The sequence below is a fragment of the Pseudomonas sp. BIGb0558 genome, assembly GCF_024807515.1.
In the GTDB taxonomy this organism is placed as follows: domain Bacteria; phylum Pseudomonadota; class Gammaproteobacteria; order Pseudomonadales; family Pseudomonadaceae; genus Aquipseudomonas; species Aquipseudomonas yamanorum_A.
Map to the genome: position 1 here is coordinate 709,448 of NZ_JANUEW010000001.1, position 24,661 is coordinate 734,108.

A 24,661-nucleotide genomic window follows, 5' to 3' on the forward strand; every position below is an offset into this window, starting at 1 on the left:
CGCGAGCAAGCTCGCTCCTACACGTTCAGGTATGGTCGAATAGCCGATTGCAGACTCAGCGCACACCCGTGCGCATGCATTCAGGGAGCTTCACACATGAAACGTATTGCCTTGGCGGTTATCTGCGGTGCGCTGGCCACGTCGGCACTGGCCGCGCCGAAAGACTGTGAAGAGCTGAGGAAAGAGATCGAGGTCAAAATCCAGGCCAAAGCGATTCCGTCCTACACCCTGGAAATCATCACCGCAGAAGAGGCCAAAAATCATGACAGCGCCATGATCGTGGGCTCTTGTGAAAACGGCACCAAGCGCATCATCTACCAGAAGAACAACGACTGATCAGATGCAGTTGACGCTGCGTTCTTCTGCCAGCAACTGACCCGCTTTGTTGTACAGCCGGATATTCGGGTTGTAGCCCAGTGACCGCCCTTCCAGGCGATAACGCTGGCCGGCCTCGAAACGGTCGTATTGCAGGGTCATGAAGCAGGTGCGGTCAGTGGTTTGGCCAAACCCGCCGAAGCTGCCGCCGGTAGGCACCTCGAAATCAAAACGCACCATTAATTCATGGCTGCCAGGCGGCACCTGGAAAAAGCGCCCGTCGTTCAGGTTCTTTCCGTCCAGGCGTTGCGCCATCACCAGCTTGGCACCGGGTGTCGGAGTGGCGAAATCGACCCAGGCTTGTTGCGGGTCAACCGCAGGGAGCGGCGTCGACGCGCAGGCACTGAGAAAAATCGCGGCGACGGGAAGCAGTAGCTGACGCATGTTAAGCACTCAACTGTAGGAATGGTTTTGAGCGGCTGCGTTCTGCAGCAAGCTCCCTATGAGTATAAACACGCCACGCCATGGAAAAATTCCCCCCAGGCGAGATAGTCTGGCGGGATGATTACCTGCGAGAGGTTCGAATGGTCAGGCGTTTACTTCCCGGGTTGATGCTGCTGTTGCTCGGCGGCTGTTCCAGCGTGAGTTATTACAGTCAGTTGGCAGACGGCCAACTGCAATTGCTGCGGGCCCGGGAGCCGGTATCTAAAGTCATCGCCGACCCCTCGCGCCCGCAGCTGCTGCGCGAGCATTTGGCGCAGTCGCAAAAAGCCCGCACCTTCGCCAGCGAACACCTGCACCTGCCGGATAACCAGAGTTACCGTCTGTATGCCGATATCGGCCGCCAGTACGTGGTCTGGAACGTCTTCGCCACGCCTGAATTTTCCCTCTCGCCCCAGACCCACTGCTTCCCGATTGCCGGTTGCGTGGCCTATCGCGGTTACTACAACCAGGGCGCCGCGCGCGGCCAGGCGGCGTTGTTGAAGCAGCAAGGCATGGACGTGTCGATTGGCGGCGTCGAGGCCTATTCCACCCTGGGTTGGTTCAACGACCCGATCATGAACTCGATGATGAATTGGGGCGATGAGCGCCTGGCCACGCTGATTTTTCATGAGCTGGCGCACCAGCGGTTTTATGTGAAGGACGACACCGAGTTCAACGAGTCGTACGCCACCTTTGTCGAGCAGGAAGGCACCCGCCAGTGGCGTGCAGCCCAGGGTTTGCCGCCTGCCAGTGAGTCGACGTTGAAGCAGCGCGACCAGTTCACCCGGCTGGTGCTCGACACCCGCAAGCGCCTGGAACAGTTGTACACCCAGCCGCTGGCGGCAGATGCCATGCGCGGGGCGAAGGCGGCCGAATTCGAACGCCTGCGCCGTGACTACCGGCAAATGCGCGATAGCCAGTGGGCCGGCGACAAGCGCTATGACGCATGGATGAACCTGCCGATGAACAACGCAAGGTTGTTGCCGTTTGGTTTGTATGACCAGTGGGTGCCGGCGTTTGCCGCGTTGTTCCGGGAGGAAGGCGGGGATTGGGTGAGGTTTTTTGTAGCGGTGGAGAGGCTGGGCGGGTTGCCGGTGGATCAGCGTAAGGCGGCACTGAGGGCGTTGGAGGGGGCCGGGCAAGTGGTTGGCCGGTAGGGCCTCATCGCGGGCAAGCCCGGCTCCCACATTTGACTGAGTTGTCTTGGCCAACCGTGATCAAATGTGGGAGCTGGCTTGCCTGCGATAGCGCTCTCAAGGCCGCTGCAAAAACGCCTGATGCATCTCGGCCAACGTTTCAAAATGCCAGGTCGGCGCCTCGGCACTCAGTTCCTCATGGCTGCCAAATCCATAACCCACCGCCGCCGAATCCAGCCCATTGCTGCGGGCACCAATCAGGTCGTGCTTGCGGTCGCCAATCATCAAGGTGCTGGCCGGGTCCAGGCCTTCTTCTGCCATAAGGTGCGCAATCAGCTCGACCTTGTTGGTGCGAGTGCCGTCCAGCTCGCTGCCGTAGATCACTTTGAAGTGCCGGGCAAAATCAAAGTGTCGGGCAATTTCCCGGGCAAACACCCAAGGTTTGGACGTGGCCACATACAGCTGGCGGCCCTGGCCGTTCAGTGCCTCCAGCAGCGGCATCACGCCGTCAAACACCCTGTTTTCATACAGACCGGTGACCTTGAAGCGCTCGCGGTAAAAATTCACCGCCTCCCACGCCTTGGCCTCGTCGAAGCCGTAGAACTGCATGAAGGCTTGCAGCAGTGGCGGGCCGATGAAGTGTTCGAGTTTGGTCAGGTCTGGCTCATCAATCCCCAGTTTGGCGAGGGCGTACTGGATCGAGCGGGTGATGCCTTCGCGCGGGTCGGTGAGGGTGCCATCGAGGTCGAACAAAACGGTTTGGTAATGCATGGGGATCCTTGTCATTGGTCGAAGCCCTCGGCCAGGTGCAGGTCTTTGAGCTTCACGTAGTTCGCCGCGCTGTAGGTGAAAAACGCCCGTTCCTTGTCAGTCAGCGGGCGGATTTGTTTAACCGGGCTGCCCACATACAAAAAGCCGCTCTCGAGTTTCTTGCCCGGCGGTACCAGGCTGCCGGCACCGATGATCACGTCGTCTTCCACCACGGCGCCATCCATCACAATGCTGCCCATGCCGATCAGGATGCGATTGCCCACCGTGCAGCCATGCAACATGACCTTGTGGGCGATGGTCACGTCGTCACCGATCAGCAGCGGGAAGCCATCAGGATTGAAGGGCCCTGCGTGGGTAATGTGCAGCACGCAGCCGTCCTGCACGCTGGTGCGCGCACCGATGCGGATGCGGTGCATGTCGCCGCGGATCACTGTCAGCGGCCATACCGAGCTGTCGGCGCCGATTTCGACATCGCCGATCACCACCGCCGACGCATCGACGAAAGCCCCGGCGGCCAAGGCCGGCGTGTGATTCTGGTAAGTGCGAAGGGTCACGATAGGCTCTCTCTCTTCTGCTGATAGCTGCGGTGGGCGTTGATTGTAATTAAGATGGCCCCATCTTTGTTCTTACATGTTTCTTCAGCCAAGGTGCCAACCGTGAGCGCGAACAACCCTCTTCTGCAGTCCTACGACCTGCCGCCGTTCTCGGCGATCCGTGCCGAGCACGTACAGCCGGCCATCGAACAGATCCTCGCCGACAACCGTGTTGCCATCGAAGGCATCCTGCAAAGCCAGGGTAAAAATCCGACCTGGGCCGGGCTGGTCCTGGCCATGGACGAACTCAATGACCGTTTGGGCGCCGCCTGGAGCCCGGTCAGCCACCTGAACGCCGTGTGCAACAGCGCCGAACTGCGCGAAGCCTACGAGGCGTGCCTGCCGGCGTTGAGCGCCTACTCCACCGAGATGGGCCAGAACCGCGAACTGTTCCAGGCCTTTGAAGCCCTGGCCAGCAGCCCGGAAGCCGCCGGCTTCGACGTGTCGCAAAAAACCATCCTGGAACATTCCCTGCGTGACTTCCGCCTGTCGGGTATCGATTTGCCGCCGGAGCAGCAAAAACGTTATGCCGAAGTGCAGAGCAAGCTCTCCGAGCTGGGCAGCAAGTTCTCCAACCAGTTGCTCGATGCCACCCAGGCTTGGACCAAGCACGTCACCGACGAAGCGACCCTCGCCGGCCTGACCGATTCGGCCAAGGCACAAATGGCCGCCGCCGCCCAGGCCAAGGGCCTCGATGGCTGGCTGATCACCCTGGAATTCCCGAGCTACTACGCGGTGATGACCTACGCCCACGACCGCGCCCTGCGTGAGGAAATCTACGCGGCCTACTGCACCCGCGCGTCGGACCAAGGCCCGAATGCCGGTCAGAACGATAACGGCCCGGTCATGGAACAGATCCTCGACCTGCGTCAGGAGCTGGCACAACTGCTGGGCTTCGCCTCGTTCTCCGAACTGAGCCTGGCCACCAAAATGGCCGAGTCCAGCGACCAGGTGCTGAGCTTCCTGCGGGACCTGGCCAAGCGCAGCAAGCCGTTCGCCACCCAGGACCTGCAACAGCTCAAGGCTTACGCTGGCGAACAAGGCTGCCCGGACCTGCAAAGCTGGGACAGCGGTTTCTACGGCGAAAAGCTGCGTGAACAACGCTACAGCGTCGCCCAGGAAGCCCTGCGCGCCTACTTCCCGATCGACAAGGTGCTCAGCGGCCTGTTCGCCATTGTTCAACGCCTGTACGGCATCGAGATCGCCGAGCAGAAAGGTTTCGACACCTGGCACCCGGACGTCCGCCTGTTCGAAATCAAGGAAAACGGCCAACACGTCGGCCGTTTCTTCTTCGACCTGTACGCCCGCGCCAACAAGCGTGGCGGTGCCTGGATGGACGGTGCCCGGGACCGTCGCCGCACTGTTGACGGCGTGCTGCAAAGCCCGGTGGCCAACCTGGTGTGCAACTTCACCCCGGCCGACAGCGGCAAGCCTGCCCTGCTGACCCACGATGAAGTGACTACCCTGTTCCACGAATTCGGCCACGGCCTGCATCACCTGTTGACCCGTGTTGAACACGCTGGCGTGTCCGGCATCAACGGCGTGGCCTGGGATGCGGTGGAGTTGCCGAGCCAGTTCATGGAGAACTGGTGCTGGGAGCCCGAAGGCCTGGCGTTGATTTCCGGTCACTATGAAACCGGTGAGCCGCTGCCTCAGGACCTGCTGGAAAAAATGCTCGCGGCGAAGAACTTCCAGTCCGGCCTGATGATGGTGCGCCAGCTGGAATTCTCGCTGTTCGACTTTGAGCTGCACGCCACTCACGGCGACGGCCGCAGTGTGTTGCAGGTGCTTGAAGGCGTGCGTGACGAGGTCTCGGTGATGCGTCCGCCGGCCTACAACCGCTTCCCGAACAGCTTCGCGCACATCTTTGCCGGCGGTTACGCGGCGGGTTACTACAGCTACAAGTGGGCGGAAGTGCTGTCGGCCGATGCCTTCTCCAAGTTCGAAGAAGATGGCGTGCTCAACGCCGAGACAGGCCGGGCGTTCCGCGAGGCGATTCTGGCCCGTGGCGGCTCCCAGGCGCCGATGGTGCTGTTCGTCGATTTCCGCGGACGTGCGCCGTCGATTGACGCACTCTTGCGCCACAGCGGCCTGAGTGAGGACGCGGCAGCATGAGTGAAGCACCTGTGAAAACCAAAAAACGCTTTATCGCCGGGGCGGTCTGCCCGGCGTGCAGCGAGCCGGACAAGTTGATGATGTGGAGCGAGGACGACGTGCCGCACCGCGAATGCGTGGCCTGCGGTTATTCCGACACGCTCAATGAGCAAGGTCTGTCAGTGCCCAAGGAATTGGGTACGCGGGTGAATACCTCGGCCCTGAAAGCACCGGATCCCAAGGTGCAGGCGGTGCAGTTCTTCCCTAATCCGAAGTTGAAAAAAGACTGACGGGTTTACGCCCCCTGAGCGGATGGCTCAGGGGGTGATCACCAAGGCTGTTTTTTCTGCTGTCGCGTCTTTGGCGGTGTCCGCGGTATTCAGCCAGCTTTTCATCGAGCACAGTGCAAAGGCGCTGGTGCTGCACTCACCGTTGGCCAGTGCCGTGCGTAACTTGTCGACATCGGCCTTCATCATGTAGCGAACGCCGTCTTTAAAGCCGCTGCTTGCGCCAAAGCCACCCAAGGTCATTTCGCTCAGCGCCTCCTCCTTGCTCCACCCCTGAACCACCACCCGATACATCGCCGCCATCAGGCCGGTGCGATCGGAGCCGTGTTTGCAGTGCATCAGCACCGGGCCGCTGGCTTCGGCGTCCTGAATGGCACGCAGCGCCGCGAGCACATCGGCGTCGTCGACGTGGTTGGTGCGATAGGACAACTGCACCTGATTGATTCCCGGTGTTTTCAGCCAGCTGGCATCGGACTCCGGTAGAAAGTTAATCACCGTACCTATCTTGAGTTTTTCCAGTACAGGAACAGCGCCGCTATCCGGCAGAGCGCTGCGATAGAGCGTGGGCGTCATTTGATACAGGTTGTATTGGCTTCCCACTGGCTGAGCCCATTCCAGTGAACGCATGGGCGTGAGCTCTTCGGCGTGGGCCTGCACGGTGGAAAACAGCGCCATGAACGCCAGGCTGAGGGCAGGCAGTAATTGATGGTTGAACATGGGCGATGTAACCGAATAGGAAAGGGCTGATGGGGCCCAGATTCGCCCAAGGGGGGTCAATGCCGCGTGAGGCTCTCGTCAAAGAATCGTGAACGGCTGCTGTTTTTTCCGGCTGAATCGATTCTCCTCGATCCTTAGCCTGCTATCCTTTGTAACTATTGATTGCTGCTGTGTTCTATCCCTTTGGGTCCTTTGGATCCCATTTTCTGCCAAAACTAATAAGTTGCTCCTCGAAGCGACTGATAAATCCGTGACCACATGATGAGGTGCCACCATGTCTGATCAAGATCAAGACAACCCCCGGCGTGAGTTTTTGCGCAAATCCTTGACCTTGATCCCGGTGGTCACTGTCGCCAGCACGGGCCTGGGCGGTTCGATGCTGATGGCGGTTCCCGAGCCGGTTCAAGCCAGTTCCGAAAAAGCGCCAGTCAGCAGCAAGGTCTATGAGCCGAGCTATTTCACTGCCGAGGAATGGGCCTTCATCAACGCGGCAGTTGCCCGCTTGATCCCGGCAGACGACCAAGGCCCAGGCGCCCTGGAAGCCGGAGCACCGGAATACATCGACCGTCAGATGAACACGCCGTATGCGGCTGGCGCCCTGTGGTTCATGCAGGGCCCGTTCAATGCCGACGCGCCGCCTGAAATGGGCTGGCAGAGCAAATTGGTGCCCAAGGAGATCTATCGCCTCGGCATCGCCGCCACGGATGCCTGGTCGAAAGCGATGAACGGTAAGCTATTTGCCGAGCAAGACAGCGCTACCCAGGAAAAATTGCTCCAGCGTCTGGAGGCTGGCGACGCGCAGTTCGACAGCGTTCCGCCGAAGATTTTCTTCAACCTGCTGCTGCAAAACACCAAGGAGGGGTTCTTCTGCGACCCGGTCCACGGTGGCAACAAAGGCATGGTCGGCTGGACCATGATCGGCTTCCCCGGCGCCCGCGCCGATTTCATGGATTGGGTTGAACGCAACGAGCAATACCCCTTCCCGGCTGTTTCGATCCGTGGCGAGAGGGCATAAACGTGGCGACCATCATGAAGAAAGTGGATGCAGTGATCGTCGGCTTCGGCTGGACCGGCGCGATCATGGCCAAGGAGCTGACAGAGGCGGGCCTCAACGTGGTAGCGCTGGAGCGCGGCCCGATGCAGGACACTTATCCCGACGGCAACTATCCCCAGGTCATCGACGAATTGACCTACAGCGTGCGTAAAAAACTCTTCCAGGACATCTCCAAGGAAACCGTGACCATTCGCCATAGCGTGAATGACGTGGCGATGCCGAACCGCCAACTGGGCGCTTTCCTGCCCGGCAACGGCGTCGGCGGTGCCGGCCTGCATTGGTCGGGCGTGCACTTTCGGGTGGACCCGATCGAGTTGCGCATGCGCAGCCATTACGAAGAGCGCTATGGGAAAAACTTCATTCCCAAGGACATGACCATCCAGGATTTCGGCGTCAGCTACGAAGAGCTGGAGCCGTTCTTCGACTATGCCGAGAAAGTCTTCGGCACCTCCGGCCAAGCCTGGACGGTGAAGGGCCAGCTGGTGGGCGAAGGCAAGGGTGGCAACCCTTACGCGCCGGATCGCTCGAATCATTTCCCGCTGGAATCGCAGAAGAACACCGTGTCCGCACAGCTGTTCCAGAAGGCCGCTGCCTCCGTGGGGTACAAACCCTACAACCTGCCTTCCGCAAATACATCGGGGCCATACACCAACCCCTACGGCGCGCAGATGGGCCCGTGCAACTTCTGCGGCTTCTGCAGCGGTTACGTTTGTTACATGTATTCCAAGGCTTCGCCGAACGTGAACATCCTGCCGGCGTTGCGCCAGGAGCCCAAGTTCGAACTGCGGCCCAATTCCCACGTGCTGAAGGTCAACCTCGACAGCACCAAGCGCAAGGCCACCGGCGTGACCTACGTCGACGCCCAAGGCCGCGAATGCGAGCAGCCGGCGGACCTGGTGATCCTTGGTTCATTCCAGTTCAACAACGTGCGCCTGATGCTGCTGTCGGGCATCGGCAAACCCTACGACCCGATCTCCGGCGAGGGCGTGGTGGGGCGGAACTTTGCTTACCAGAACATGGCTACCATCAAGGCGTTCTTCGACAAGGACGTGCACACCAACAACTTCATCGGCGCCGGCGGCAATGGCGTGGCGATCGATGACTTCAACGCCGACAACTTCGACCATGGGCCTCACGGTTTCGTGGGCGGCTCGCCAATGTGGGTCAACCAGGCGGGCAGCCGACCGATTGCCGGTACTTCCAACCCGCCGGGGACGCCAGCCTGGGGCAGCGCCTGGAAGCGCGCCACCGCCGATTACTACACCCACCAGGTGTCGATGGATGCCCACGGCGCCCATCAATCCTACCGTGGTAACTACCTTGATCTTGACCCGGTTTACCGCGATGCCTACGGCTTGCCGCTGCTGCGCATGACCTTCGACTGGCAGGAAAACGACATCAAGATGAACCGCTTCATGGTCGACAAAATGAGCAAGATCGCCGAAGCCATGAACCCCAAGGCGATTGCCCTGCTGGGCAAAAAAGTCGGTGAGCACTTCAACACCGCGGCCTACCAGACCACTCACCTCAATGGTGGCGCGATCATGGGCACCGACCCGAAAACCAGTGCCTTGAACCGCTACTTGCAGTGCTGGGACGTACACAACGTGTTTGTCCCGGGCGCCTCCGCGTTCCCACAAGGCTTGGGCTACAACCCTACGGGCCTGGTGGCGGCGCTGACCTACTGGTCGGCGCGGGCGATTCGCGAGCAGTACCTGAAAAACCCCGGCCCACTGGTTCAGGCATAAGGAGCGATGACCATGAAAGCATTTGTTATCGCGTCCCTGGCCTTGTTCAGCAGTTGCTCGGTGAGTGCGGCTGAAACCGACCTGGTCAAACAGGGTGAATACTTGGCCCGCGCGGGTGACTGCGTGGCCTGTCACACCGCCAAGGGTGGCAAGCCGTTCGCCGGTGGCCTGCCGATGGAAACCCCGATCGGCACTATCTACTCCACCAACATCACCCCGGACAAAACCGGCCTGGGCGACTACAGCTTCGAAGACTTCGACAAGGCCGTGCGCCATGGCGTCGCCAAGAACGGTAGTACCCTTTACCCGGCAATGCCCTACCCGTCTTATGCGCGGGTGAGCGAAAGCGACATGCAGGCGCTGTATGCGTACTTCATGAAGGGCGTCGAGCCGGTGGCGCAGGTGAACAAGGACAGTGACATTCCCTGGCCGCTGAGCATGCGCTGGCCGTTGGCGGGATGGCGCTGGATGTTTGCGCCCAAGGTCGAGGATTACAAGGCCCAGGCGGGTGCCGATCCGGTGACCAGCCGTGGCGCGTATCTGGTGGAAGGCCTCGGCCACTGTGGCGCCTGCCACACGCCACGGGCGCTGACCATGCAGGAGAAGTCCCTGAGTGCGACAGATGGCAGTACGTTCTTGTCCGGCAGTGCGCCGCTGGAAGGCTGGATTGCCAAGAGCCTGCGGGGTGATCACAAGGATGGCCTGGGGAGCTGGAGCGAGGAACAGCTGGTGCAGTTCCTCAAGACCGGCCGCAGTGATCGTAGTGCAGTGTTTGGTGGCATGAGCGATGTTGTAGTCCACAGCATGCAGTACATGTCCGAAGAAGACCTGACGGCTATCGCCCGTTACCTCAAGAGCCTGCCGGCGGTGGATCCCAACGATCAGCCGCACCAGTACGACAAACAGGTCGCCGACGCGCTGTGGAAGGGCGATGACAGCAAGCCGGGGGCCTCGGTGTACATCGACAACTGCGCGGCCTGCCACCGTACTGACGGCCATGGCTACACCCGAGTATTCCCGGCGTTGGCGGGTAACCCGGTGTTGCAGACAACGGACGCCACTTCGTTGATCAACATCGTGTTGAACGGCGGCACGTTGCCGGCTACGCATACGGCGCCCTCGACCTTCACCATGCCGGCGTTTGCCTGGCGGTTGTCGGATCAGGAAGTGGCAGATGTAGTGAACTTTGTGCGAGACAGTTGGGGTAATAAAGCAAATGCGGTGACAACTTCACAAGTTGCAACACTGCGAAAAAATACTGCGGTTGTCAGGGAGGAATAAACTTCCGATGACACTGTAAGTGTGCCGGCCTTGTAATTATTTATATATAAGGCCGGCACCTAGTCTCTAATTATCGGCGAGCACAGGTTTTCGCAAAAGTATTGGCAAGGATCAAGAATAGAGCTTTGTCTTCATCATCATAATCCCCGTCATTGTCCAGGTCTGTGGGCGAGGAAGTCGTGTCGTAGTGCCCGTCTTTATTGGAAGAAGAGGCATACATCGCGTACGAAAGTTTACCTTCGGTAAAGCGTTCCAGCAGAACTTCCGGGCTGTTGTCTTTTTCAAAGTCTTCGCACGTCAAACGTAGTTCATCCTGAGACATAAATATCCTTTGGGTGTGGAGTGAATTAAGGCGCTGATCATAGCGATGTACTTAAAGCTAAATCCATGCCTCATATGTGGCGATTTATTTCATATTTAATTAGAAGTAGGAAGTTGCGTTTTTGCCTGTGTGAGGACTGTTATGGCTCTCGCCTGCTGAACGGTGCTGGCCGAACACATGATCTTCGAATACTGTATATGCATACACATATCGAGGTCTGACCATGAGCATTCCTTTGCCGCCTCGCGGGCGCGGCACGGCCACCAACCTGCACAACCGTTTTGCGCCCACCGTCAGCGTGGCTGAAGACGACGGCTGGTATCAGGAAGTGCCACAGACCCAGGGCACCGAAGTCCGTATCGAAACCGCGAAAACCATCATCACCCGCAACAGCTCGCCGGATATCCCGTTTGACCGGGCAATCAACCCGTACCGCGGCTGTGAGCACGGCTGTATCTATTGCTATGCGCGGCCCAGTCACGCCTATTGGGACCTGTCGCCGGGGCTGGATTTCGAAACCAAGCTGATCGCCAAGACCAACGCTGCCGAAGTGCTGGAGCAGCAATTGTCGAAACCGGGCTACACCTGCGCGCCGATCAACCTGGGCTCCAATACCGACCCGTATCAGCCCATCGAGCGCGAGTACAAGATCACCCGGCAGACCCTCGAAGTGCTGCTGCGCTATCGTCATCCGGTGACGATCATTACCAAGGGCTCGCTGATCCTGCGCGACCTCGACCTGCTGACCGAGCTGGCACAGCAGCGGCTGGTGGCCGTGATGATCAGCCTCACCAGCCTGGACGATGAGCTCAAGCGCATTCTCGAGCCACGCACCGCGGCGCCCAAGGCCCGGCTGCGGGCGATCCGGGTGATGCGCGAGGCAGGGATTCCGGTAGGCGTTTTGTGTTCGCCGATGATTCCGATGATCAACGACAGCGAGCTGGAAAGCCTGCTTACCGAAGCCCATGCCGCTGGGGCACAAAGCGCGGCGTACATGATGCTGCGCCTGCCCCTGGAGGTGGCACCGCTGTTCGAGGAGTGGCTGGCGGCTCATTACCCGCAGCGGGCGGCCCATGTGATGAGCCTGGTGCGCCAGGTGCGCGGCGGTGAGGTCTACGACAGTCGCTTCGGTGTACGCATGCGCGGCGAAGGGCCGTTTGCCGATCTGTTGGCGCAACGTTTCGCCAAGGCGATCAAACGCTTGGGGCTGAACCGCCGGGAAGGGTTTAATCTGGATTGCACGGCGTTTTGTCCGCCGGGCAGGCAGATGGCATTGTTGTAGACTGCTGGGTAAAAGCGCATTGCCTTGCAGGCATGGTCGCGTTTTGACATCACTGAGAGCCCCGATCTAGAGCGGTTCATTCAGTTTCAGTTAAGTTTCGGCGGGTACCTTGTTCATCGAGTGACTAATGAGTCGGCGCCATGGTCTGCGCGCCAACCGCACTGGAAAACTCCCCTGCTCCAACCAAGAGGATGAATCATGAGTGACAAGGATAAACAGCCGTTGGCTGTGTCGGCTTCAGCCCCTCACGAGGCGGAGTCCGCCGATGCAGCGCTGCAGCACATCGTTGAAGGCTTTTTGCATTTCCATAACGAGATCTTTCCCCAGCAGGAAGAACTCTTCAAAAAACTCGCCACGGCCCAGAGCCCACGGGCGATGTTTATTACTTGCGCCGACTCGCGCATCGTTCCCGAGCTGATCACCCAAAGCTCCCCGGGCGACTTGTTCGTGACCCGTAACGTCGGCAACGTCGTGCCGCCTTATGGGCAGATGAACGGCGGTGTTTCCACGGCCATCGAGTACGCGGTGCTGGCCCTTGGCGTGCAGCACATCATCATTTGCGGTCACTCCGACTGCGGCGCCATGCGCGCGGTGCTCAACCCCTTGAGCCTGGAAAAAATGCCCACCGTAAAGGCTTGGCTGCGCCATGCCGAGGTCGCCAAGACCATGGTCCAGGACAACTGCGATTGCGCCAACGAGCACGAGAGCATGCACGTGCTGACCGAAGAAAACGTAATCGCCCAGTTACAACACCTGCGCACCCACCCGTCGGTGGCCTCGCGCATGGCCAACGGGCATCTGTTCATCCATGGCTGGGTCTATGACATCGAGACCAGTGAAATCAGGGCCTACGATGCGGATCAGGCAGCGTTCCTGCCTTTGAACGGCACCCAGCCGATCCCATCCGCGACGCCTAAAGCGCGCTTCTAAAACAATCCCCCTGTCGGGTAAAGCGATGGCTGCCATTCGAGCAGCCAGGCCTTGCCACGCCCGGCGAATGCCTCGGGAGAGTCATCATGCGTGCTGCTCAATTAAAAGCTGTACTGCCACGGGAGCTGCTGGCCTCCGTGGTTGTGTTTCTGGTCGCCCTGCCGTTATGCATGGGGATCGCGATTGCTTCCGGGATGCCACCGGCCAAGGGCCTGATCACCGGGATCATCGGCGGTTTGGTAGTGGGTTGGCTGGCGGGATCGCCGCTGCAAGTCAGCGGGCCGGCGGCGGGTTTGGCGGTGCTGGTGTTCGAGTTGGTGCGCCAGCATGGCATGGCCATGCTCGGGCCGATCCTGTTGCTGGCGGGCTTCCTGCAACTGGTAGCCGGGCGTTTGCGCCTCGGCTGCTGGTTTCGCGTCACTGCGCCGGCGGTGGTGTACGGGATGCTGGCGGGGATCGGGGTGCTGATTGTCCTGTCTCAAGTGCATGTGATGCTCGACGGTGTGCCAAAACCTTCCGGGCTGGATAACCTCGCCGGCTTTCCGGCGGCGTTGGTCCAGGCGATACCCACCCTCGGCGGCGGCCTCGGCTGGCAGGCCGGTTTGCTCGGGCTGTCGACGATTCTGGTGATGTGGCTGTGGGACAAGTTTCGCCCGCAAAAACTGCGCTTCGTGCCGGGCGCCCTGCTCGGCGTGGGCTTGGCGACGGTTACCAGCCTGGTGCTGGCGCTGCAGGTCAAGCGTGTGGAGGTGCCGGAAAACCTCGCCGATGCCATCGACTGGCTGCGCCCCAGCGACCTGCTGAACCTGGCAGATCCCAACCTGTTGATCGCCGCGTTCGCCGTGGCGTTTATCGCCAGCGCTGAAACATTACTTTCGGCGGCGGCGGTCGACCGTATGCACGCCGGGCAACGTTCCGATTTCGACAAGGAATTATCGGCACAAGGTGTGGGTAACATGCTGTGTGGCCTGGTGGGCGCCCTGCCGATGACCGGCGTGATCGTGCGCAGCTCGGCCAACGTCCAGGCCGGCGCCACCACGCGGCTGTCGGCGATGTTCCACGGCTTGTGGTTGCTGGCGTTCGTGCTGTTGCTGTCCAGCGTGCTGCAAAGCATTCCGGTGGCAAGCCTGGCGGGCGTGTTGGTGTACACCGGGATCAAGCTGGTGGACATGAAGGCGTTTCGTGGCTTGGCGCGTTACGGACGGATGCCGATGTTCACCTACGCGGCGACTGCCCTGGCGATCATTTTTACCGACCTGCTGACGGGTGTGTTGGTGGGCTTCGGGCTGACGCTGGTCAAGCTGGCGTTCAAGGCTTCGCGCTTGAAGATAAGCCTGATCGACCTGCCGCCGGAGGGCGAGATGGAGCTGCGCTTGACGGGGGCTGCGACCTTTCTCAAGGTGCCGGCGTTGACTCAGGTGTTGTCGACGGTACCTGCCGGGACGACCGTGCATGTGCCCCTCAGTAACCTGAGTTACATCGACCACTCCTGCCTTGAGCTGCTGGAGGAATGGGGGCGGGCGAATGCGGCCAAGGGCTCGACGCTGGTGATCGAGGCGCGAGGGTTGAAGCGCAGGTTGGAAGGCAGAGTCAGGACAACGACCGGGATAGGTTCAGCTGCTGTGTGATCCCTGCATAACCCCGTGGGAGCCGGGCTTGCCCGCGATGGCGTTAGATCAGCAAAGAATGTATTGGCTGATACACCGCTATCGTGGGCAAGCCCGGCTCCCACATTTGATCTATGTCGGTCGGGAGATTTAGGCCGGCTGGTCCAGCTCAAGCCCCACACCCAACTGCCGCGACAGGCACGGCCAGCGTTTCCACGCGGCTTCCGTGTCCGGGCTCTTGAGCTTGTCGCGGTAAGTCTCGACCGACTCCAGCGCAAAGCTGTCTTCGTTGAGCATCTCATCCACCGCGTGGTGCACCGCTTCATCCAGCTGGTTGGCAAATGTCTCGCCGATCAACTGGTGGGCAATCACGTTCGCCACGGTGGTATCCAGCGGGATCAACGGCTGGCCGAAGTGCTTGATATACAGATCGTTGACCTCTTCCACCAGTCGATGCGCCAGGTAAGCCTCGTCCAGCAAACCGTCCAGGCCCTCATGCCCGGCCAGGATCGCTGGCGGCTGCAGGAAGAAATGCTCGGCGATTTTCAGTACCGGTTTGATCTGGCTCTCAATGCCGGCTTCACGGGCGACATCGTTGGCCGCGTCCAGCAAATCCGGGACCTGGTCGATGTAGGCGCTGACAAAACGCGTCATCACGCCCTTGGCGTCGACATCAGGCAGGGCGATCGCCGGGTGCAAGTGCGGTAACTGAACTTCCAGCTGCTGAGCAAGCTGGCCAGTGCTGGATTCGTGTTGATGGGCACGGGAAATCTGCTCGCGCAATGCGGCGGTGTTCATGAAAGCTCCAGTGGTGCAGGCGTAGGAAATAGGGAGAGCATAAGGTAGCTCGTTTATACGAGAGCCTAAGACGCATTTGTCATAATTATTTCATGGTTATGCACTGCTGTTATATCAAATCGCCATCGTTCGTCGGATAAGTCACTCCGCTTGTCCTGTTGTGTGGTCGGTTCGTCCATTTTCGTTCATTTGCCCGATCACATTGCGGGGTGGCGGTCGCTGTCTATACTCGGTTTTGTACGCAATTAGCTGATGACGCCCGACTGCATGAGCAGGCAAGGCTTAGCGGTTGTAAGCAGTATGGAAGCCGCTCCCTTGGCCGCAGGTGCAAACCGGCGGGATAACAAGAACGATAAGGGGAACCCGCAATGACGCGACATCCACATGTTTGGATGGGCCTACTGTTGTGGTCAGTATTCGGCCAGGCGCAAGCCGCCTGGACAACGAATATGGCGCCAGGGGCCACTGAAGTCAGTCACGCCGTGTTTGACCTGCACATGACCATTTTCTGGATTTGTGTGGTGATCGGCATCGTCGTGTTTGGCGCGATGTTCTGGTCGATGATCGTTCACCGGCGCTCCACGGGCCAGGTGGCGGCCAAGTTCCACGAGAGTACGACGGTGGAGATTCTCTGGACCGTGGTGCCCCTGTTGATCCTGGTGGCGATGGCCATTCCGGCCACCAAGACGCTGATCAACATCTACGACAGCACCGAGTCGGATATCGATATCCAGGTCACCGGCTACCAGTGGAAGTGGCACTACAAATACCTGGGCCAGGATGTCGAGTTCTTCAGCAACCTGGCCACGCCCGCCGAGCAGATCCATAACCAGGCCGTCAAAGGCGAGCATTACCTGCTGGAAGTCGACCAGCCGCTGGTACTGCCGGTGGGCGCCAAGGTGCGTTTCCTGGTGACGGCCGCCGATGTGATCCACTCGTGGTGGGTGCCGGCGTTTGCGGTCAAGCGCGATGCGATTCCCGGCTTCGTCAACGAGGCCTGGACCCGGGTCGAGAAGCCCGGCATCTACCGCGGCCAGTGTGCCGAGCTGTGCGGCAAGGACCATGGCTTCATGCCCATCGTGGTGGAGGTCAAGTCCAAGGCCGACTACGACACCTGGCTCGGCGAGCGCAAGGAAGAGGCGGCCAAGCTCAAGGAGCTGACCTCCAAGGAATGGACCCTGGATGAGCTGGTGGCCCGTGGCGACAAGGTTTACCACACCACCTGCGTAGCCTGTCACCAGGCCGAAGGCCAGGGCTTGCCGCCGATGTTCCCGGCGCTCAAAGGCTCGCCGATCGCCACGGGAGCCAAGGAAGACCACCTGCACCGCGTGTACTTCGGCAAGCCCGGCACCGCCATGGCGGCGTTCGGCAAGCAACTGTCGGAAGTCGATATCGCGGCGGTCGTGACCTACGAACGCAACGCCTGGGGCAACAACAAAGGCGACATGGTCACTCCTAAAGACGTGCTGGCTCTGAAACAGGCGGAAAGCAAATGACTTCCTTCATTGCGTATTCCCTGAACCGTCCCGCCCACTCGTTCGCAGGAGAAAGGCCATGAGCGCTGTGATCGATGACCACGGTCATGCCGGTGACCACGCTCACGGCCCCGCCAAGGGCCTGATGCGTTGGGTGCTGACCACCAACCACAAAGACATCGGGACCATGTACCTGTGGTTCAGCTTCGCCATGTTCCTGCTCGGCGGCTCGTTCGCCATGGTGATCCGCGCCGAGCTGTTCCAGCCGGGCCTGCAGATCGTGGAGCCGGCGTTCTTCAACCAGATGACCACCATGCACGGCCTGGTGATGGTGTTCGGGGCGGTGATGCCGGCATTTGTCGGCCTGGCCAACTGGATGATCCCGTTGATGATCGGCGCGCCCGACATGGCCCTGCCGCGCATGAACAACTTCAGTTTCTGGCTGTTGCCGGCGGCGTTCCTGATGCTGGTGTCCACCCTGTTCATGCCCGGCGGCGGGCCGAACTTCGGCTGGACCTTCTACGCCCCGCTCTCCACCACCTATGCGCCGGAAAGCGTGACCTTCTTCATCTTCGCCATCCACCTGATGGGCATCAGCTCGATCATGGGCGCGATCAACGTGGTCGCCACCATCCTCAACCTGCGCGCTCCCGGCATGACCCTGATGAAAATGCCGCTGTTCGTCTGGACCTGGCTGATCACAGCGTTCCTGCTGATCGCGGTGATGCCGGTGCTGGCGGGTTGCGTGACCATGATGCTGATGGATATCCACTTCGGCACCAGCTTCTTCAGTGCCGCCGGCGGCGGTGACCCGGTGCTGTTCCAGCATGTGTTCTGGTTCTTCGGGCATCCCGAGGTGTACATCATGATCCTGCCGGCCTTCGGCGCCGTCAGCTCGATCATCCCGACCTTCTCGCGCAAGCCGCTGTTCGGCTACACCTCGATGGTGTACGCCACGGCGAGTATCGCGTTCCTGTCGTTCATCGTGTGGGCGCACCACATGTTCGTGGTGGGCATCCCGCTGGTGGGCGAGCTGTTCTTCATGTACGCCACGCTGCTGATCGCGGTGCCCACGGGGGTGAAGGTGTTCAACTGGGTGAGCACCATGTGGCAAGGCTCGCTGACCTTCGAGACGCCGATGCTGTTCGCCGTGGCCTTCGTGATTCTGTTCACCATCGGCGGGTTCTCCGGGCTGATGCTGGCCATCGCCCCGGCTGACTTCCAGTACCACGACACCTACTTCGTGGTGGCGCATTTCCATTACGTACTGGTGCCTGGCGCGATCTTCGGGATCTTCGCCTCGGCCTACTACTGGCTGCCGAAATGGACCGGCCACATGTATGACGAAACCCTGGGCAAGCTGCACTTCTGGCTGTCGTTCGTGGGGATGAACATGGCGTTCTTCCCGATGCACTTCGTAGGACTTGCCGGCATGCCGCGTCGGGTGCCGGACTACAACCTGCAGTTCGCCGACTTCAACATGGTCTCCTCCATCGGTGCCTTCACCTTTGGCGCGACGCAGATCTTCTTCCTGTTCATCGTCATCAAGTGCATCCGTGGCGGCCCGCCCGCGCCGGCCAAGCCGTGGGATGGCGCCGAAGGGCTGGAGTGGAGCATCCCTTCGCCCGCGCCGTATCACACCTTCACCACGCCGCCGGAGGTCAAATGAACACCTCCCTACCCTGTGGGAGCTGGCTTGCCTGCGATGGCATCACCTCGGTGTGCCTGAAAAACCGAGTTGCCAGCATCGCGGGCAAGGCAGCTCCCACAGAAAAGCCATTCACAGAGCATTCATTCGTAGGTGGCCGCCATGCTTGAGTCCGTGCCCATCAAGCGCCTTGTCACACGGCTGCTGATCCTGGTGGTGGCGATGTTCGCCTTCGGCTTTGCCCTGGTGCCGATCTACGACGTGATGTGCAAGGCGTTCGGCATCAACGGCAAGACCGCCGGGCAGTACGAAGGCGAGCAGGTGGTGGACCCGACGCGCCAGGTGCGTGTGCAGTTTTTGTCCACCAATGCCATCGACATGGTCTGGGAGTTCCACTCCAAGGCCGACGAGGTGGTGGTCAACCCTGGCGCGGTCACCGAGATGCTGTTCGTGGCCTACAACCCCACCGACAAACCGATGACGGCCCAGGCGGTGCCGAGCATTTCGCCCGCCGAGGCGGCGATGTACTTCCACAAGACCGAGTGTTTTTGCTTCACCCAGCAAGTGCTGCAGCCAGGCCAGCGCATAGAGATGCCGGTGCGCTTCATTGTCGATCGCGACATGCCCAAGGATGTGAAGCATTTGACCCTGGCGTACACGCTGTTCGATATCACCGCGCGCCAACCGCCCGTGGCTGTCCATACCGGCGGCTAGGCGTTGCTTGCGGGCTCGATTAGGAGAACGAATACATGTCGACTCATGATACGTACTACGTACCAGCGCAAAGCAAATGGCCAATAATTGCCACGTTGGGCATGCTGATCACGGTGTTCGGGCTGGCTACCTGGTTCAACGACCTGAAGGCCGCACGCCCGGAATCCCACGGCCCGCTGATCTTTTTCGTCGGCGGCCTGCTGCTGGCCTACATGATGTTTGGCTGGTTTGGCGCGGTGATCAAGGAAAGCCGAGCCGGTTTGTACAGTTCGCAGATGGACCGCTCGTTTCGCTGGGGCATGACCTGGTTCATCTTCTCCGAGGTGATGTTCTTCATCGCCTTCTTCGGTGCGCTGTTCTATGTGCGGCACATGTCGGCGCCCTGGCTGGCGGGCGAAGGCCACAAGGGCATCGCCCACATGCTGTGGCCGAACTTCGAATTTGCCTGGCCGCTGCTGAACAATCCTGACCCGAAACTGTTCCCGGCGCCCAAGGGCACCATCAGCCCGTGGGGCCTGCCGCTGATCAACACGATCTTGCTGGTGAGTTCCAGCGTGACCATCACCATCGCCCACCATGCCTTGCGCAAAGGCCATCGCGGCGCGCTGAAGATCTGGCTGGCGATCACCGTGCTGCTGGGTTGGGCGTTTCTCGGCTTCCAGGCCGAGGAATACATCCATGCCTATAAAGAGCTGGGCCTGACCCTGGGTTCCGGCGTGTACGGCGCGACCTTCTTCATGCTCACCGGTTTCCACGGCGCCCACGTGACCATCGGCACGATCATTTTGTTTGTGATGCTGATGCGCATCCTGAAGGGGCATTTCAACAACGAGCACCAGTTCGGCTTCGAGGCGGCCAGTTGGTATTGGCACTTTGTGGACGTGGTGTGGATCGGGCTGTTTTTCTTCGTTTACGTGCTTTGAGGATTTTCACCAGGGTGCATGAGACACCAGCTGGCCGCTGAAGAACCCCCAGGTGATCAACCCCAGGGTGATCACGGCCAGCACCACACGCACGGTCAAGGCAGTGACGAGGCGATTGGAGTTGCCCTCGTCCTTGACCAGGAAGAACAAGCCACTGAACAGGCTCACGACGGTAGCAATCAGCATCAGGGCAATGGCTGCTTTGAGCATGGTGGGCTCCGGGGCTCTTTTTTTGGAGGGGGCGAGCAATGAGATTCAGTATAGCCAGCGCAGCACCGACCTCTGCGGCAATGCCATGAAACCCTTTCGCCCCGGTATTGCGCCGACGCTGGTGGTGCTTGTGCTGCTGCCGTTGCTGGTGTTTCTCGGCTTCTGGCAGCTGTCCCGTGGTCACGAAAAACAGGCGCTGCTGGCAACCTACGCCGAGCGCCGTGCTGCCGAGCCCATGAGCAGTACGCAATTGCAGGCCACCGAAGATCCGGCGTTCCGACGTGTGCATTTGCGCGGGCAGTTCGACGCCGAGCACAGCGTGTTGCTGGATAACCGCTTTCGTGACGGCAAGGTCGGCGTCGAGTTGCTGCAACCGTTCCATGATCAGGCCAGCGGCCAGTGGCTGTTGCTCAATCGCGGCTGGCTGCCCTGGCCGGACCGGCGCACGCCGCCCGCTTTCAATACCCCCGAACAACCGCTGAATGTCGACGCTTGGGTCTATGTAGCCCCGGGCGAGACCTTCCAGCTGCACGCCGATCCGGCGGGCGCAAAGTGGCCGCGATTGCTGACTGCACTGCATCCCGAAGCATTGTGGGCCGAGTTGGATCGCAGCGGATTCGCCTATGAAGTGCGGGCTGAAGCGGGCCCGGCCACCTACGAAACCAACTGGCCCGTGGTTGCCATGGGCCCGGAAAAACACCTGGGCTATGCCGTGCAGTGGTTCGCCATGGCGGTGGCGCTGTTCGGTCTTTACCTCTACCTCGGATGGCACAACACAAAAAAGGAGAAGCGCCATGGGAGCGGCCATGAATCCACTCAACATGTCTGACGCGCCAGCAGCGCCCAATCGGCGCAAGGGCCGCTGGCAACTGATCCTGATCCTGCTGATGGTGATCGGCCCGATGGTGCTCGCCACCTTCATGTACAAGCTGCAGTTCTGGGTGCCGGACAGCCGCAGCTACCACGGCGAGATGATCGGCAATGGCCAGACCCGCGCCGACATCGGCGTGCAGGCCGACGAAGACCGCTGGCAACTGCTGGTCACCGCACCCACGGCCTGCGCCGCCGACTGCCAGCAACTGGTGTACCTCGCACGCCAACTCCAGATCGGCCTGGGTCGTGACGCCTCCCGCGCCAGCCACGCCCTGGCCAGCGCGCAGCCGGTAAGCACTGCCTACGACGCCAAGCTCAAGGCCGAATACCCGCAACTGCAGCGTTATTCCCTGGACCTGTCGACCTTCAATAAAGACGCCGCCGCCCAGGGCAGCGGTGATGCCCAGCTGTGGATCGTCGACCCCCACGGCAACCTGGTGCTGCGCTACGACGCCCGGGTCAAGGGCAAGGACCTGCTGAACGACCTGCGCCTGCTGTTGAAACTGTCGAACATCGGATAAAGGACACCGTCATGGCCAAACCTGGATTTCGCCTCGCGCTGTTTGCCACCCTGCTGGCCCTGATCGTGGTGCTGCTGGGTGCCTATACCCGGCTGACCCATGCCGGCCTTGGTTGCCCGGACTGGCCGGGTTGCTATGGCTTTATCAGCGTGCCGAAAAGCGAAGCCCAGTTGGCCCATGCCGAACTGCATTACCCGGACACGCCGGTAGAGGCGGACAAGGGCTGGAACGAGATGACCCACCGTTACTTCGCCGGCACCCTCGGGCTGCTAATCGTGCTGCTGGCGGCGCGCGCCTGGACCCATCGGCATCATCCGGGGCAGCCATTGAAGCTGCCGTTGTTCCTGCTGGCGGTGGTGTTTGCCCAGGCGGCGTTTGGCATGTGGACGGTGACGCTGAAGCTCTGGCCGCAGGTGGTCACCGGGCATTTATTGGGCGGGTTCGCGACGTTGAGCCTGCTGTTTTTGCTGACGCTGCGATTGTCCGGCGTGCTGCCGGCGCTGATCGTTCCCAGGCGTTTGCAGTACTGGGCCACGGCCGGGCTGGTGTTGGTGATCGGCCAGATTGCGCTGGGTGGATGGGTCAGCTCCAACTACGCGGCGGTGGCCTGTATCGACCTGCCGACCTGTCACGGCCAATGGTGGCCGGCGGCGGATTTCGCCAATGGTTTCCACCTGACTCAACATATCGGCCCCAATTACCTCGGTGGCCAACTGGACAGTGATGCGCGCACGGCGATTCACCTGACTCACCGGATTGGCGCGCTGTTGGTTACCGTCGTGCTGCTGGGCCTGGCCTGGCAACTCAAGGTAGTCGGCATGACCCGCCTGGCCGGCCTGTTGCTGATCGCCCTGGCGGCGCAAATCTGCCTGGGCCTGAGCAACGTTTACTTCCACTTGCCACTGCCGGTAGCCGTTGCGCATAACGCCGGCGGTGCAGCGTTGCTGCTGTCGCTGGTGCTGGTCAATTACCACGCCCGCACCAGCCTGGTCCGGGTGCGGCACCAGTTGCCGTTCGGCTGGCGCTTCAGCCCGCGTAAACACGTGTCGGGCCTTATAACCCTCAAAGGAGAGATGCCATGGCGACCTTGATCGGCGAGCGTCATAGCCAGGCGATCTGGCGTGACTACCTGGAGCTGACCAAGCCAAAAGTAGTGGTGCTGATGCTTATCACCTCGCTGGTGGGCATGTTCCTCGCCACCCGCGCCGGGGTGCCATGGCCGGTGCTGATTTTCGGCAACCTGGGGATCGCCCTGTGTGCCGGTGGTGCGGCGGCGGTCAACCATGTGGTAGACCGGCGCATCGATGCATTGATGGCGCGCACCCATAAACGCCCGCTGGCGGAAGGGCGTGTATCACCTGCTGCTGCGCTGACGTTCGCGATGGTGCTGGCGGTGGCCGGGCTGGCGCTGCTGCTGGCGTTTACCAACCCACTGGCCGCGTGGCTGACCCTGGCTTCGCTGTTGGGCTATGCGGTGATCTACACCGGCTTCCTCAAGCGTGCCACGCCGCAGAATATCGTCATCGGTGGCCTCGCCGGCGCTGCGCCGCCGTTGCTGGGCTGGGTCGCCGTCACCGGCCACGTCAGTGCCGAGCCGTTGCTGCTGGTATTGATCATCTTCGCCTGGACCCCGCCGCACTTCTGGGCCCTGGCGATTCACCGCAAGGAGGAATACGCCAAGGCCGACATCCCGATGCTGCCCGTGACCCATGGCGAGCATTACACCAAGGTGCATATCCTGCTCTATACCTTCGCCCTGCTGGCGGTCAGCCTGATGCCGTATGTGATCCACATGAGCGGCGTGCTGTACCTGGTGTGCGCGCTGGTTCTGGGCGGGCGCTTTCTGCAATGGGCCTGGGTGCTGTACCGTGGCAGTCGGCCGCACGCGGCGATCAACATCTTCAAGTACTCTATCTGGTACCTGTTCGCGCTGTTTATCGCCCTGCTCGTAGACCATTACCTATTGTTGAACCTATGACTCGAACTCAAAAAACTGTCTTCATTCTGGTGGCCATTGTCGCGTTGATCATGGGCCTGACCGTCAACAAAGTACTGAGCGGAAAAGGTCAGGGCGACCCGACGGCCTTGATCGACGCGGGCATCATCCTGCTGCCCCAAAGCCGCCAGCTGCCGGCGGTGACCATGACCAACCAGGACGGCCAGCCGGTGGTGGTCAATGAGTTGAAAGGCAAGTGGAGCGTGCTGTTCTTCGGCTACACCTTCTGCCCGGACATCTGCCCGACCACCCTCGCCCAACTGCGGCAGATCAAGAGCGAGCTGCCTAAAGACGTTGTGGACAAGTTGCAGGTGATCCTGGTCAGCGTCGACCCCAACCGCGACACCCCGGCGCAGCTCAAGCAGTACCTGGGTTACTTCGATCCGCAGTTCGAAGGCCTGACCGGCGCGAATGTTGAGGAGGTGCAGAAGGTTTCGAACGCAGTGAGCATTCCGTTTATTCCGGCGGACACCAGCAAGCCCAACTACACCGTCGACCACAGCGGCAACCTGGCGCTGATCGGACCGGATGGGACGCAGCGCGGGTTTATCCGAGCGCCGTTGAACAACCAGAAGCTGGTGGCGCAATTTCCGGGGTTGCTGCAGCGTAAATAAGCCTGGCGACAATTCCCTGAGCGACACAAATCAAATGTGGGAGCTGGCTTGCCTGCGATAGCGGTGTGTCAGCAGCAGATATGTGACTGGCACGGCCCCATCGCAGGCAAGCCAGCTCCCACAGGGTTATGTGCACAGCGCATGAATGTGTGTCGTCGGACTTTTCCCGCAACGTGTAGCGGTGGGCGCGAACTTGTTTGGCATGCGTCGACTGACTAGTCTTTGCCCTGTCGCTGCAAATTCAGTGACAGGGTGTGGAAGCCCTTATA

The 24,661-nt window shown here is 60.6% G+C and carries 26 protein-coding genes; 19 read left to right on the forward strand and 7 right to left on the reverse strand.

Annotation, left to right across the window (positions count from 1 at the left end; all coding sequences use genetic code 11):
• The first annotated feature begins 96 nt into the window (after positions 1–96).
• Positions 97–336 carry a DUF1161 domain-containing protein gene (locus M2400_RS03285; RefSeq protein ID WP_177043581.1) on the forward strand — a complete coding sequence of 80 codons (240 nt, stop codon included), beginning with the start codon at positions 97–99 and terminating at the stop codon, positions 334–336.
• Here the strand turns inward: M2400_RS03285 and M2400_RS03290 are convergent, their stop codons facing one another.
• Positions 337–759 (reverse strand): hypothetical protein, encoded by a 423-nt coding sequence (locus tag M2400_RS03290; protein ID WP_088421912.1) that lies wholly within the window; start codon positions 757–759, stop codon positions 337–339.
• Between the two features lie 140 nt (positions 760–899).
• Here M2400_RS03290 and M2400_RS03295 point away from each other — a divergent pair, with 140 nt between their 5' ends.
• On the forward strand, positions 900–1,955 hold the full coding sequence (locus tag M2400_RS03295) for an aminopeptidase (RefSeq protein WP_177130064.1): 1,056 nt from the start codon (positions 900–902) through the stop codon (positions 1,953–1,955).
• A gap of 96 nt (positions 1,956–2,051) precedes the next feature.
• Here the strand turns inward: M2400_RS03295 and M2400_RS03300 are convergent, their stop codons facing one another.
• Positions 2,052–2,705: an HAD family hydrolase gene (locus M2400_RS03300; RefSeq protein ID WP_177130062.1), complete on the reverse strand. Its 654-nt coding sequence runs from the start codon at positions 2,703–2,705 to the stop codon at positions 2,052–2,054.
• Positions 2,706–2,716: 11 nt separating this feature from the next.
• Positions 2,717–3,259 (reverse strand): gamma carbonic anhydrase family protein, encoded by a 543-nt coding sequence (locus tag M2400_RS03305; RefSeq protein ID WP_063033719.1) that lies wholly within the window; start codon positions 3,257–3,259, stop codon positions 2,717–2,719.
• A 54-nt stretch (positions 3,260–3,313) separates the two neighbouring features.
• Here M2400_RS03305 and prlC point away from each other — a divergent pair, with 54 nt between their 5' ends.
• On the forward strand, positions 3,314–5,413 hold the full coding sequence (gene prlC / locus M2400_RS03310; RefSeq protein WP_259227758.1) for an oligopeptidase A: 2,100 nt from the start codon (positions 3,314–3,316) through the stop codon (positions 5,411–5,413).
• Positions 5,410–5,682 carry a YheV family putative zinc ribbon protein gene (locus M2400_RS03315; protein WP_003214872.1) on the forward strand — a complete coding sequence of 91 codons (273 nt, stop codon included), beginning with the start codon at positions 5,410–5,412 and terminating at the stop codon, positions 5,680–5,682. Before prlC ends, M2400_RS03315 begins: the two co-directional genes overlap by 4 nt.
• A 27-nt stretch (positions 5,683–5,709) precedes the next feature.
• Here the strand turns inward: M2400_RS03315 and M2400_RS03320 are convergent, their stop codons facing one another.
• Entirely contained in the window at positions 5,710–6,396 is a 687-nt protein-coding gene (locus tag M2400_RS03320) for a tyrosine-protein phosphatase (RefSeq protein WP_259201125.1), read from the reverse strand.
• A 274-nt stretch (positions 6,397–6,670) separates the two neighbouring features.
• On the opposite strand from M2400_RS03320, the gene M2400_RS03325 reads away from it, so the two are divergent.
• From M2400_RS03325 to M2400_RS03335, 3 genes are read left to right on the forward strand one after another with little or no spacing between them, the layout of a single operon-like run.
• A complete protein-coding gene (locus tag M2400_RS03325; protein WP_259201124.1) occupies positions 6,671–7,411 on the forward strand; it encodes a gluconate 2-dehydrogenase subunit 3 family protein in 741 nt (246 codons plus the stop codon).
• Between the two features lie 2 nt (positions 7,412–7,413).
• Positions 7,414–9,198, forward strand: a complete 1,785-nt coding sequence (locus M2400_RS03330) for a GMC family oxidoreductase (protein WP_177079081.1) — start codon at positions 7,414–7,416, stop codon at positions 9,196–9,198.
• 12 nt (positions 9,199–9,210) lie between these two features.
• Positions 9,211–10,479: a cytochrome c gene (locus M2400_RS03335; RefSeq protein WP_259201123.1), complete on the forward strand. Its 1,269-nt coding sequence runs from the start codon at positions 9,211–9,213 to the stop codon at positions 10,477–10,479.
• A 70-nt stretch (positions 10,480–10,549) separates the two neighbouring features.
• Here the strand turns inward: M2400_RS03335 and M2400_RS03340 are convergent, their stop codons facing one another.
• Positions 10,550–10,801 (reverse strand): hypothetical protein, encoded by a 252-nt coding sequence (locus tag M2400_RS03340; protein ID WP_177043572.1) that lies wholly within the window; start codon positions 10,799–10,801, stop codon positions 10,550–10,552.
• Between the two features lie 223 nt (positions 10,802–11,024).
• Between M2400_RS03340 and M2400_RS03345 the strand changes: the two genes are divergently transcribed.
• The 3 genes from M2400_RS03345 to M2400_RS03355 all read left to right on the forward strand — a co-directional run bounded on the left by M2400_RS03345 (position 11,025) and on the right by M2400_RS03355 (position 14,641).
• A complete protein-coding gene (locus M2400_RS03345; protein ID WP_177079079.1) occupies positions 11,025–12,083 on the forward strand; it encodes a PA0069 family radical SAM protein in 1,059 nt (352 codons plus the stop codon).
• A gap of 198 nt (positions 12,084–12,281) precedes the next feature.
• Positions 12,282–13,013: a carbonic anhydrase gene (locus M2400_RS03350; RefSeq protein WP_177043570.1), complete on the forward strand. Its 732-nt coding sequence runs from the start codon at positions 12,282–12,284 to the stop codon at positions 13,011–13,013.
• A gap of 86 nt (positions 13,014–13,099) precedes the next feature.
• Positions 13,100–14,641, forward strand: coding sequence for a SulP family inorganic anion transporter (locus tag M2400_RS03355; protein WP_177043569.1), 1,542 nt, complete (start codon positions 13,100–13,102; stop codon positions 14,639–14,641).
• 129 nt (positions 14,642–14,770) lie between these two features.
• On the opposite strand, the gene M2400_RS03360 is transcribed toward M2400_RS03355, so the two are convergent.
• Positions 14,771–15,418, reverse strand: coding sequence for a hypothetical protein (locus M2400_RS03360; RefSeq protein ID WP_177043568.1), 648 nt, complete (start codon positions 15,416–15,418; stop codon positions 14,771–14,773).
• 368 nt (positions 15,419–15,786) lie between these two features.
• Here M2400_RS03360 and coxB point away from each other — a divergent pair, with 368 nt between their 5' ends.
• The 4 genes from coxB to M2400_RS03380 all read left to right on the forward strand — a co-directional run bounded on the left by coxB (position 15,787) and on the right by M2400_RS03380 (position 20,178).
• Entirely contained in the window at positions 15,787–16,914 is a 1,128-nt protein-coding gene (gene coxB, locus M2400_RS03365) for a cytochrome c oxidase subunit II (RefSeq protein WP_177043567.1), read from the forward strand.
• A gap of 58 nt (positions 16,915–16,972) precedes the next feature.
• Positions 16,973–18,562, forward strand: a complete 1,590-nt coding sequence (gene ctaD, locus M2400_RS03370) for a cytochrome c oxidase subunit I (RefSeq protein ID WP_177043566.1) — start codon at positions 16,973–16,975, stop codon at positions 18,560–18,562.
• A gap of 141 nt (positions 18,563–18,703) precedes the next feature.
• On the forward strand, positions 18,704–19,255 hold the full coding sequence (locus tag M2400_RS03375) for a cytochrome c oxidase assembly protein (protein WP_008439615.1): 552 nt from the start codon (positions 18,704–18,706) through the stop codon (positions 19,253–19,255).
• A 35-nt stretch (positions 19,256–19,290) separates the two neighbouring features.
• The gene (locus M2400_RS03380; protein WP_177043565.1) at positions 19,291–20,178 is read left to right on the forward strand and encodes a cytochrome c oxidase subunit 3; all 888 of its coding nucleotides are present in this window, start codon (positions 19,291–19,293) and stop codon (positions 20,176–20,178) included.
• A gap of 6 nt (positions 20,179–20,184) precedes the next feature.
• On the opposite strand, the gene M2400_RS03385 is transcribed toward M2400_RS03380, so the two are convergent.
• The gene (locus M2400_RS03385; RefSeq protein ID WP_010168612.1) at positions 20,185–20,388 is read right to left on the reverse strand and encodes a twin transmembrane helix small protein; all 204 of its coding nucleotides are present in this window, start codon (positions 20,386–20,388) and stop codon (positions 20,185–20,187) included.
• Positions 20,389–20,473: 85 nt separating this feature from the next.
• Between M2400_RS03385 and M2400_RS03390 the strand changes: the two genes are divergently transcribed.
• Genes M2400_RS03390 through M2400_RS03410 form a run of 5 tightly spaced genes read left to right on the forward strand, consistent with a single transcriptional unit; the run spans position 20,474 to position 24,392 of the window.
• The gene (locus M2400_RS03390; RefSeq protein WP_259201120.1) at positions 20,474–21,217 is read left to right on the forward strand and encodes an SURF1 family protein; all 744 of its coding nucleotides are present in this window, start codon (positions 20,474–20,476) and stop codon (positions 21,215–21,217) included.
• Positions 21,183–21,782 (forward strand): hypothetical protein, encoded by a 600-nt coding sequence (locus M2400_RS03395; RefSeq protein ID WP_177043563.1) that lies wholly within the window; start codon positions 21,183–21,185, stop codon positions 21,780–21,782. Before M2400_RS03390 ends, M2400_RS03395 begins: the two co-directional genes overlap by 35 nt.
• Positions 21,783–21,793: 11 nt before the next feature.
• Complete coding sequence (locus M2400_RS03400; RefSeq protein WP_259201119.1) at positions 21,794–22,873, forward strand: heme A synthase; 1,080 nt, start codon at positions 21,794–21,796, stop codon at positions 22,871–22,873.
• The gene (gene cyoE, locus M2400_RS03405) at positions 22,861–23,760 is read left to right on the forward strand and encodes a heme o synthase (RefSeq protein ID WP_259201118.1); all 900 of its coding nucleotides are present in this window, start codon (positions 22,861–22,863) and stop codon (positions 23,758–23,760) included. Before M2400_RS03400 ends, cyoE begins: the two co-directional genes overlap by 13 nt.
• On the forward strand, positions 23,757–24,392 hold the full coding sequence (locus tag M2400_RS03410) for an SCO family protein (protein ID WP_177119920.1): 636 nt from the start codon (positions 23,757–23,759) through the stop codon (positions 24,390–24,392). The genes cyoE and M2400_RS03410 overlap by 4 nt, the downstream gene beginning before the upstream one ends.
• The last annotated feature ends 269 nt before the right edge of the window (positions 24,393–24,661 follow it).

Bases quoted from the DNA above. Each gene is read 5' to 3' on its own strand.
- M2400_RS03390 (WP_259201120.1), top strand. From the start codon at position 20,474: ATGAAACCCTTTCGCCCCGGTATTGCGCCGACGCTGGTGGTGCTTGTG.
- cyoE (WP_259201118.1), top strand. From the start codon at position 22,861: ATGGCGACCTTGATCGGCGAGCGTCATAGCCAGGCGATCTGGCGTGAC.
- prlC (WP_259227758.1), top strand. From the start codon at position 3,314: ATGGCCCCATCTTTGTTCTTACATGTTTCTTCAGCCAAGGTGCCAACC.
- M2400_RS03345 (WP_177079079.1), top strand. From the start codon at position 11,025: ATGAGCATTCCTTTGCCGCCTCGCGGGCGCGGCACGGCCACCAACCTG.
- M2400_RS03325 (WP_259201124.1), top strand. From the start codon at position 6,671: ATGTCTGATCAAGATCAAGACAACCCCCGGCGTGAGTTTTTGCGCAAA.
- M2400_RS03320 (WP_259201125.1), bottom strand. From the start codon at position 6,396: ATGTTCAACCATCAATTACTGCCTGCCCTCAGCCTGGCGTTCATGGCG.
- M2400_RS03350 (WP_177043570.1), top strand. From the start codon at position 12,282: ATGAGTGACAAGGATAAACAGCCGTTGGCTGTGTCGGCTTCAGCCCCT.
- M2400_RS03355 (WP_177043569.1), top strand. From the start codon at position 13,100: ATGCGTGCTGCTCAATTAAAAGCTGTACTGCCACGGGAGCTGCTGGCC.
- M2400_RS03410 (WP_177119920.1), top strand. From the start codon at position 23,757: ATGACTCGAACTCAAAAAACTGTCTTCATTCTGGTGGCCATTGTCGCG.
- M2400_RS03315 (WP_003214872.1), top strand. From the start codon at position 5,410: ATGAGTGAAGCACCTGTGAAAACCAAAAAACGCTTTATCGCCGGGGCG.
- coxB (WP_177043567.1), top strand. From the start codon at position 15,787: ATGACGCGACATCCACATGTTTGGATGGGCCTACTGTTGTGGTCAGTA.
- M2400_RS03300 (WP_177130062.1), bottom strand. From the start codon at position 2,705: ATGCATTACCAAACCGTTTTGTTCGACCTCGATGGCACCCTCACCGAC.
- M2400_RS03295 (WP_177130064.1), top strand. From the start codon at position 900: ATGGTCAGGCGTTTACTTCCCGGGTTGATGCTGCTGTTGCTCGGCGGC.
- M2400_RS03290 (WP_088421912.1), bottom strand. From the start codon at position 759: ATGCGTCAGCTACTGCTTCCCGTCGCCGCGATTTTTCTCAGTGCCTGC.
- M2400_RS03385 (WP_010168612.1), bottom strand. From the start codon at position 20,388: ATGCTCAAAGCAGCCATTGCCCTGATGCTGATTGCTACCGTCGTGAGC.
- M2400_RS03380 (WP_177043565.1), top strand. From the start codon at position 19,291: ATGTCGACTCATGATACGTACTACGTACCAGCGCAAAGCAAATGGCCA.
- M2400_RS03375 (WP_008439615.1), top strand. From the start codon at position 18,704: ATGCTTGAGTCCGTGCCCATCAAGCGCCTTGTCACACGGCTGCTGATC.
- ctaD (WP_177043566.1), top strand. From the start codon at position 16,973: ATGAGCGCTGTGATCGATGACCACGGTCATGCCGGTGACCACGCTCAC.
- M2400_RS03340 (WP_177043572.1), bottom strand. From the start codon at position 10,801: ATGTCTCAGGATGAACTACGTTTGACGTGCGAAGACTTTGAAAAAGAC.
- M2400_RS03395 (WP_177043563.1), top strand. From the start codon at position 21,183: ATGGGAGCGGCCATGAATCCACTCAACATGTCTGACGCGCCAGCAGCG.
- M2400_RS03285 (WP_177043581.1), top strand. From the start codon at position 97: ATGAAACGTATTGCCTTGGCGGTTATCTGCGGTGCGCTGGCCACGTCG.
- M2400_RS03335 (WP_259201123.1), top strand. From the start codon at position 9,211: ATGAAAGCATTTGTTATCGCGTCCCTGGCCTTGTTCAGCAGTTGCTCG.
- M2400_RS03400 (WP_259201119.1), top strand. From the start codon at position 21,794: ATGGCCAAACCTGGATTTCGCCTCGCGCTGTTTGCCACCCTGCTGGCC.
- M2400_RS03360 (WP_177043568.1), bottom strand. From the start codon at position 15,418: ATGAACACCGCCGCATTGCGCGAGCAGATTTCCCGTGCCCATCAACAC.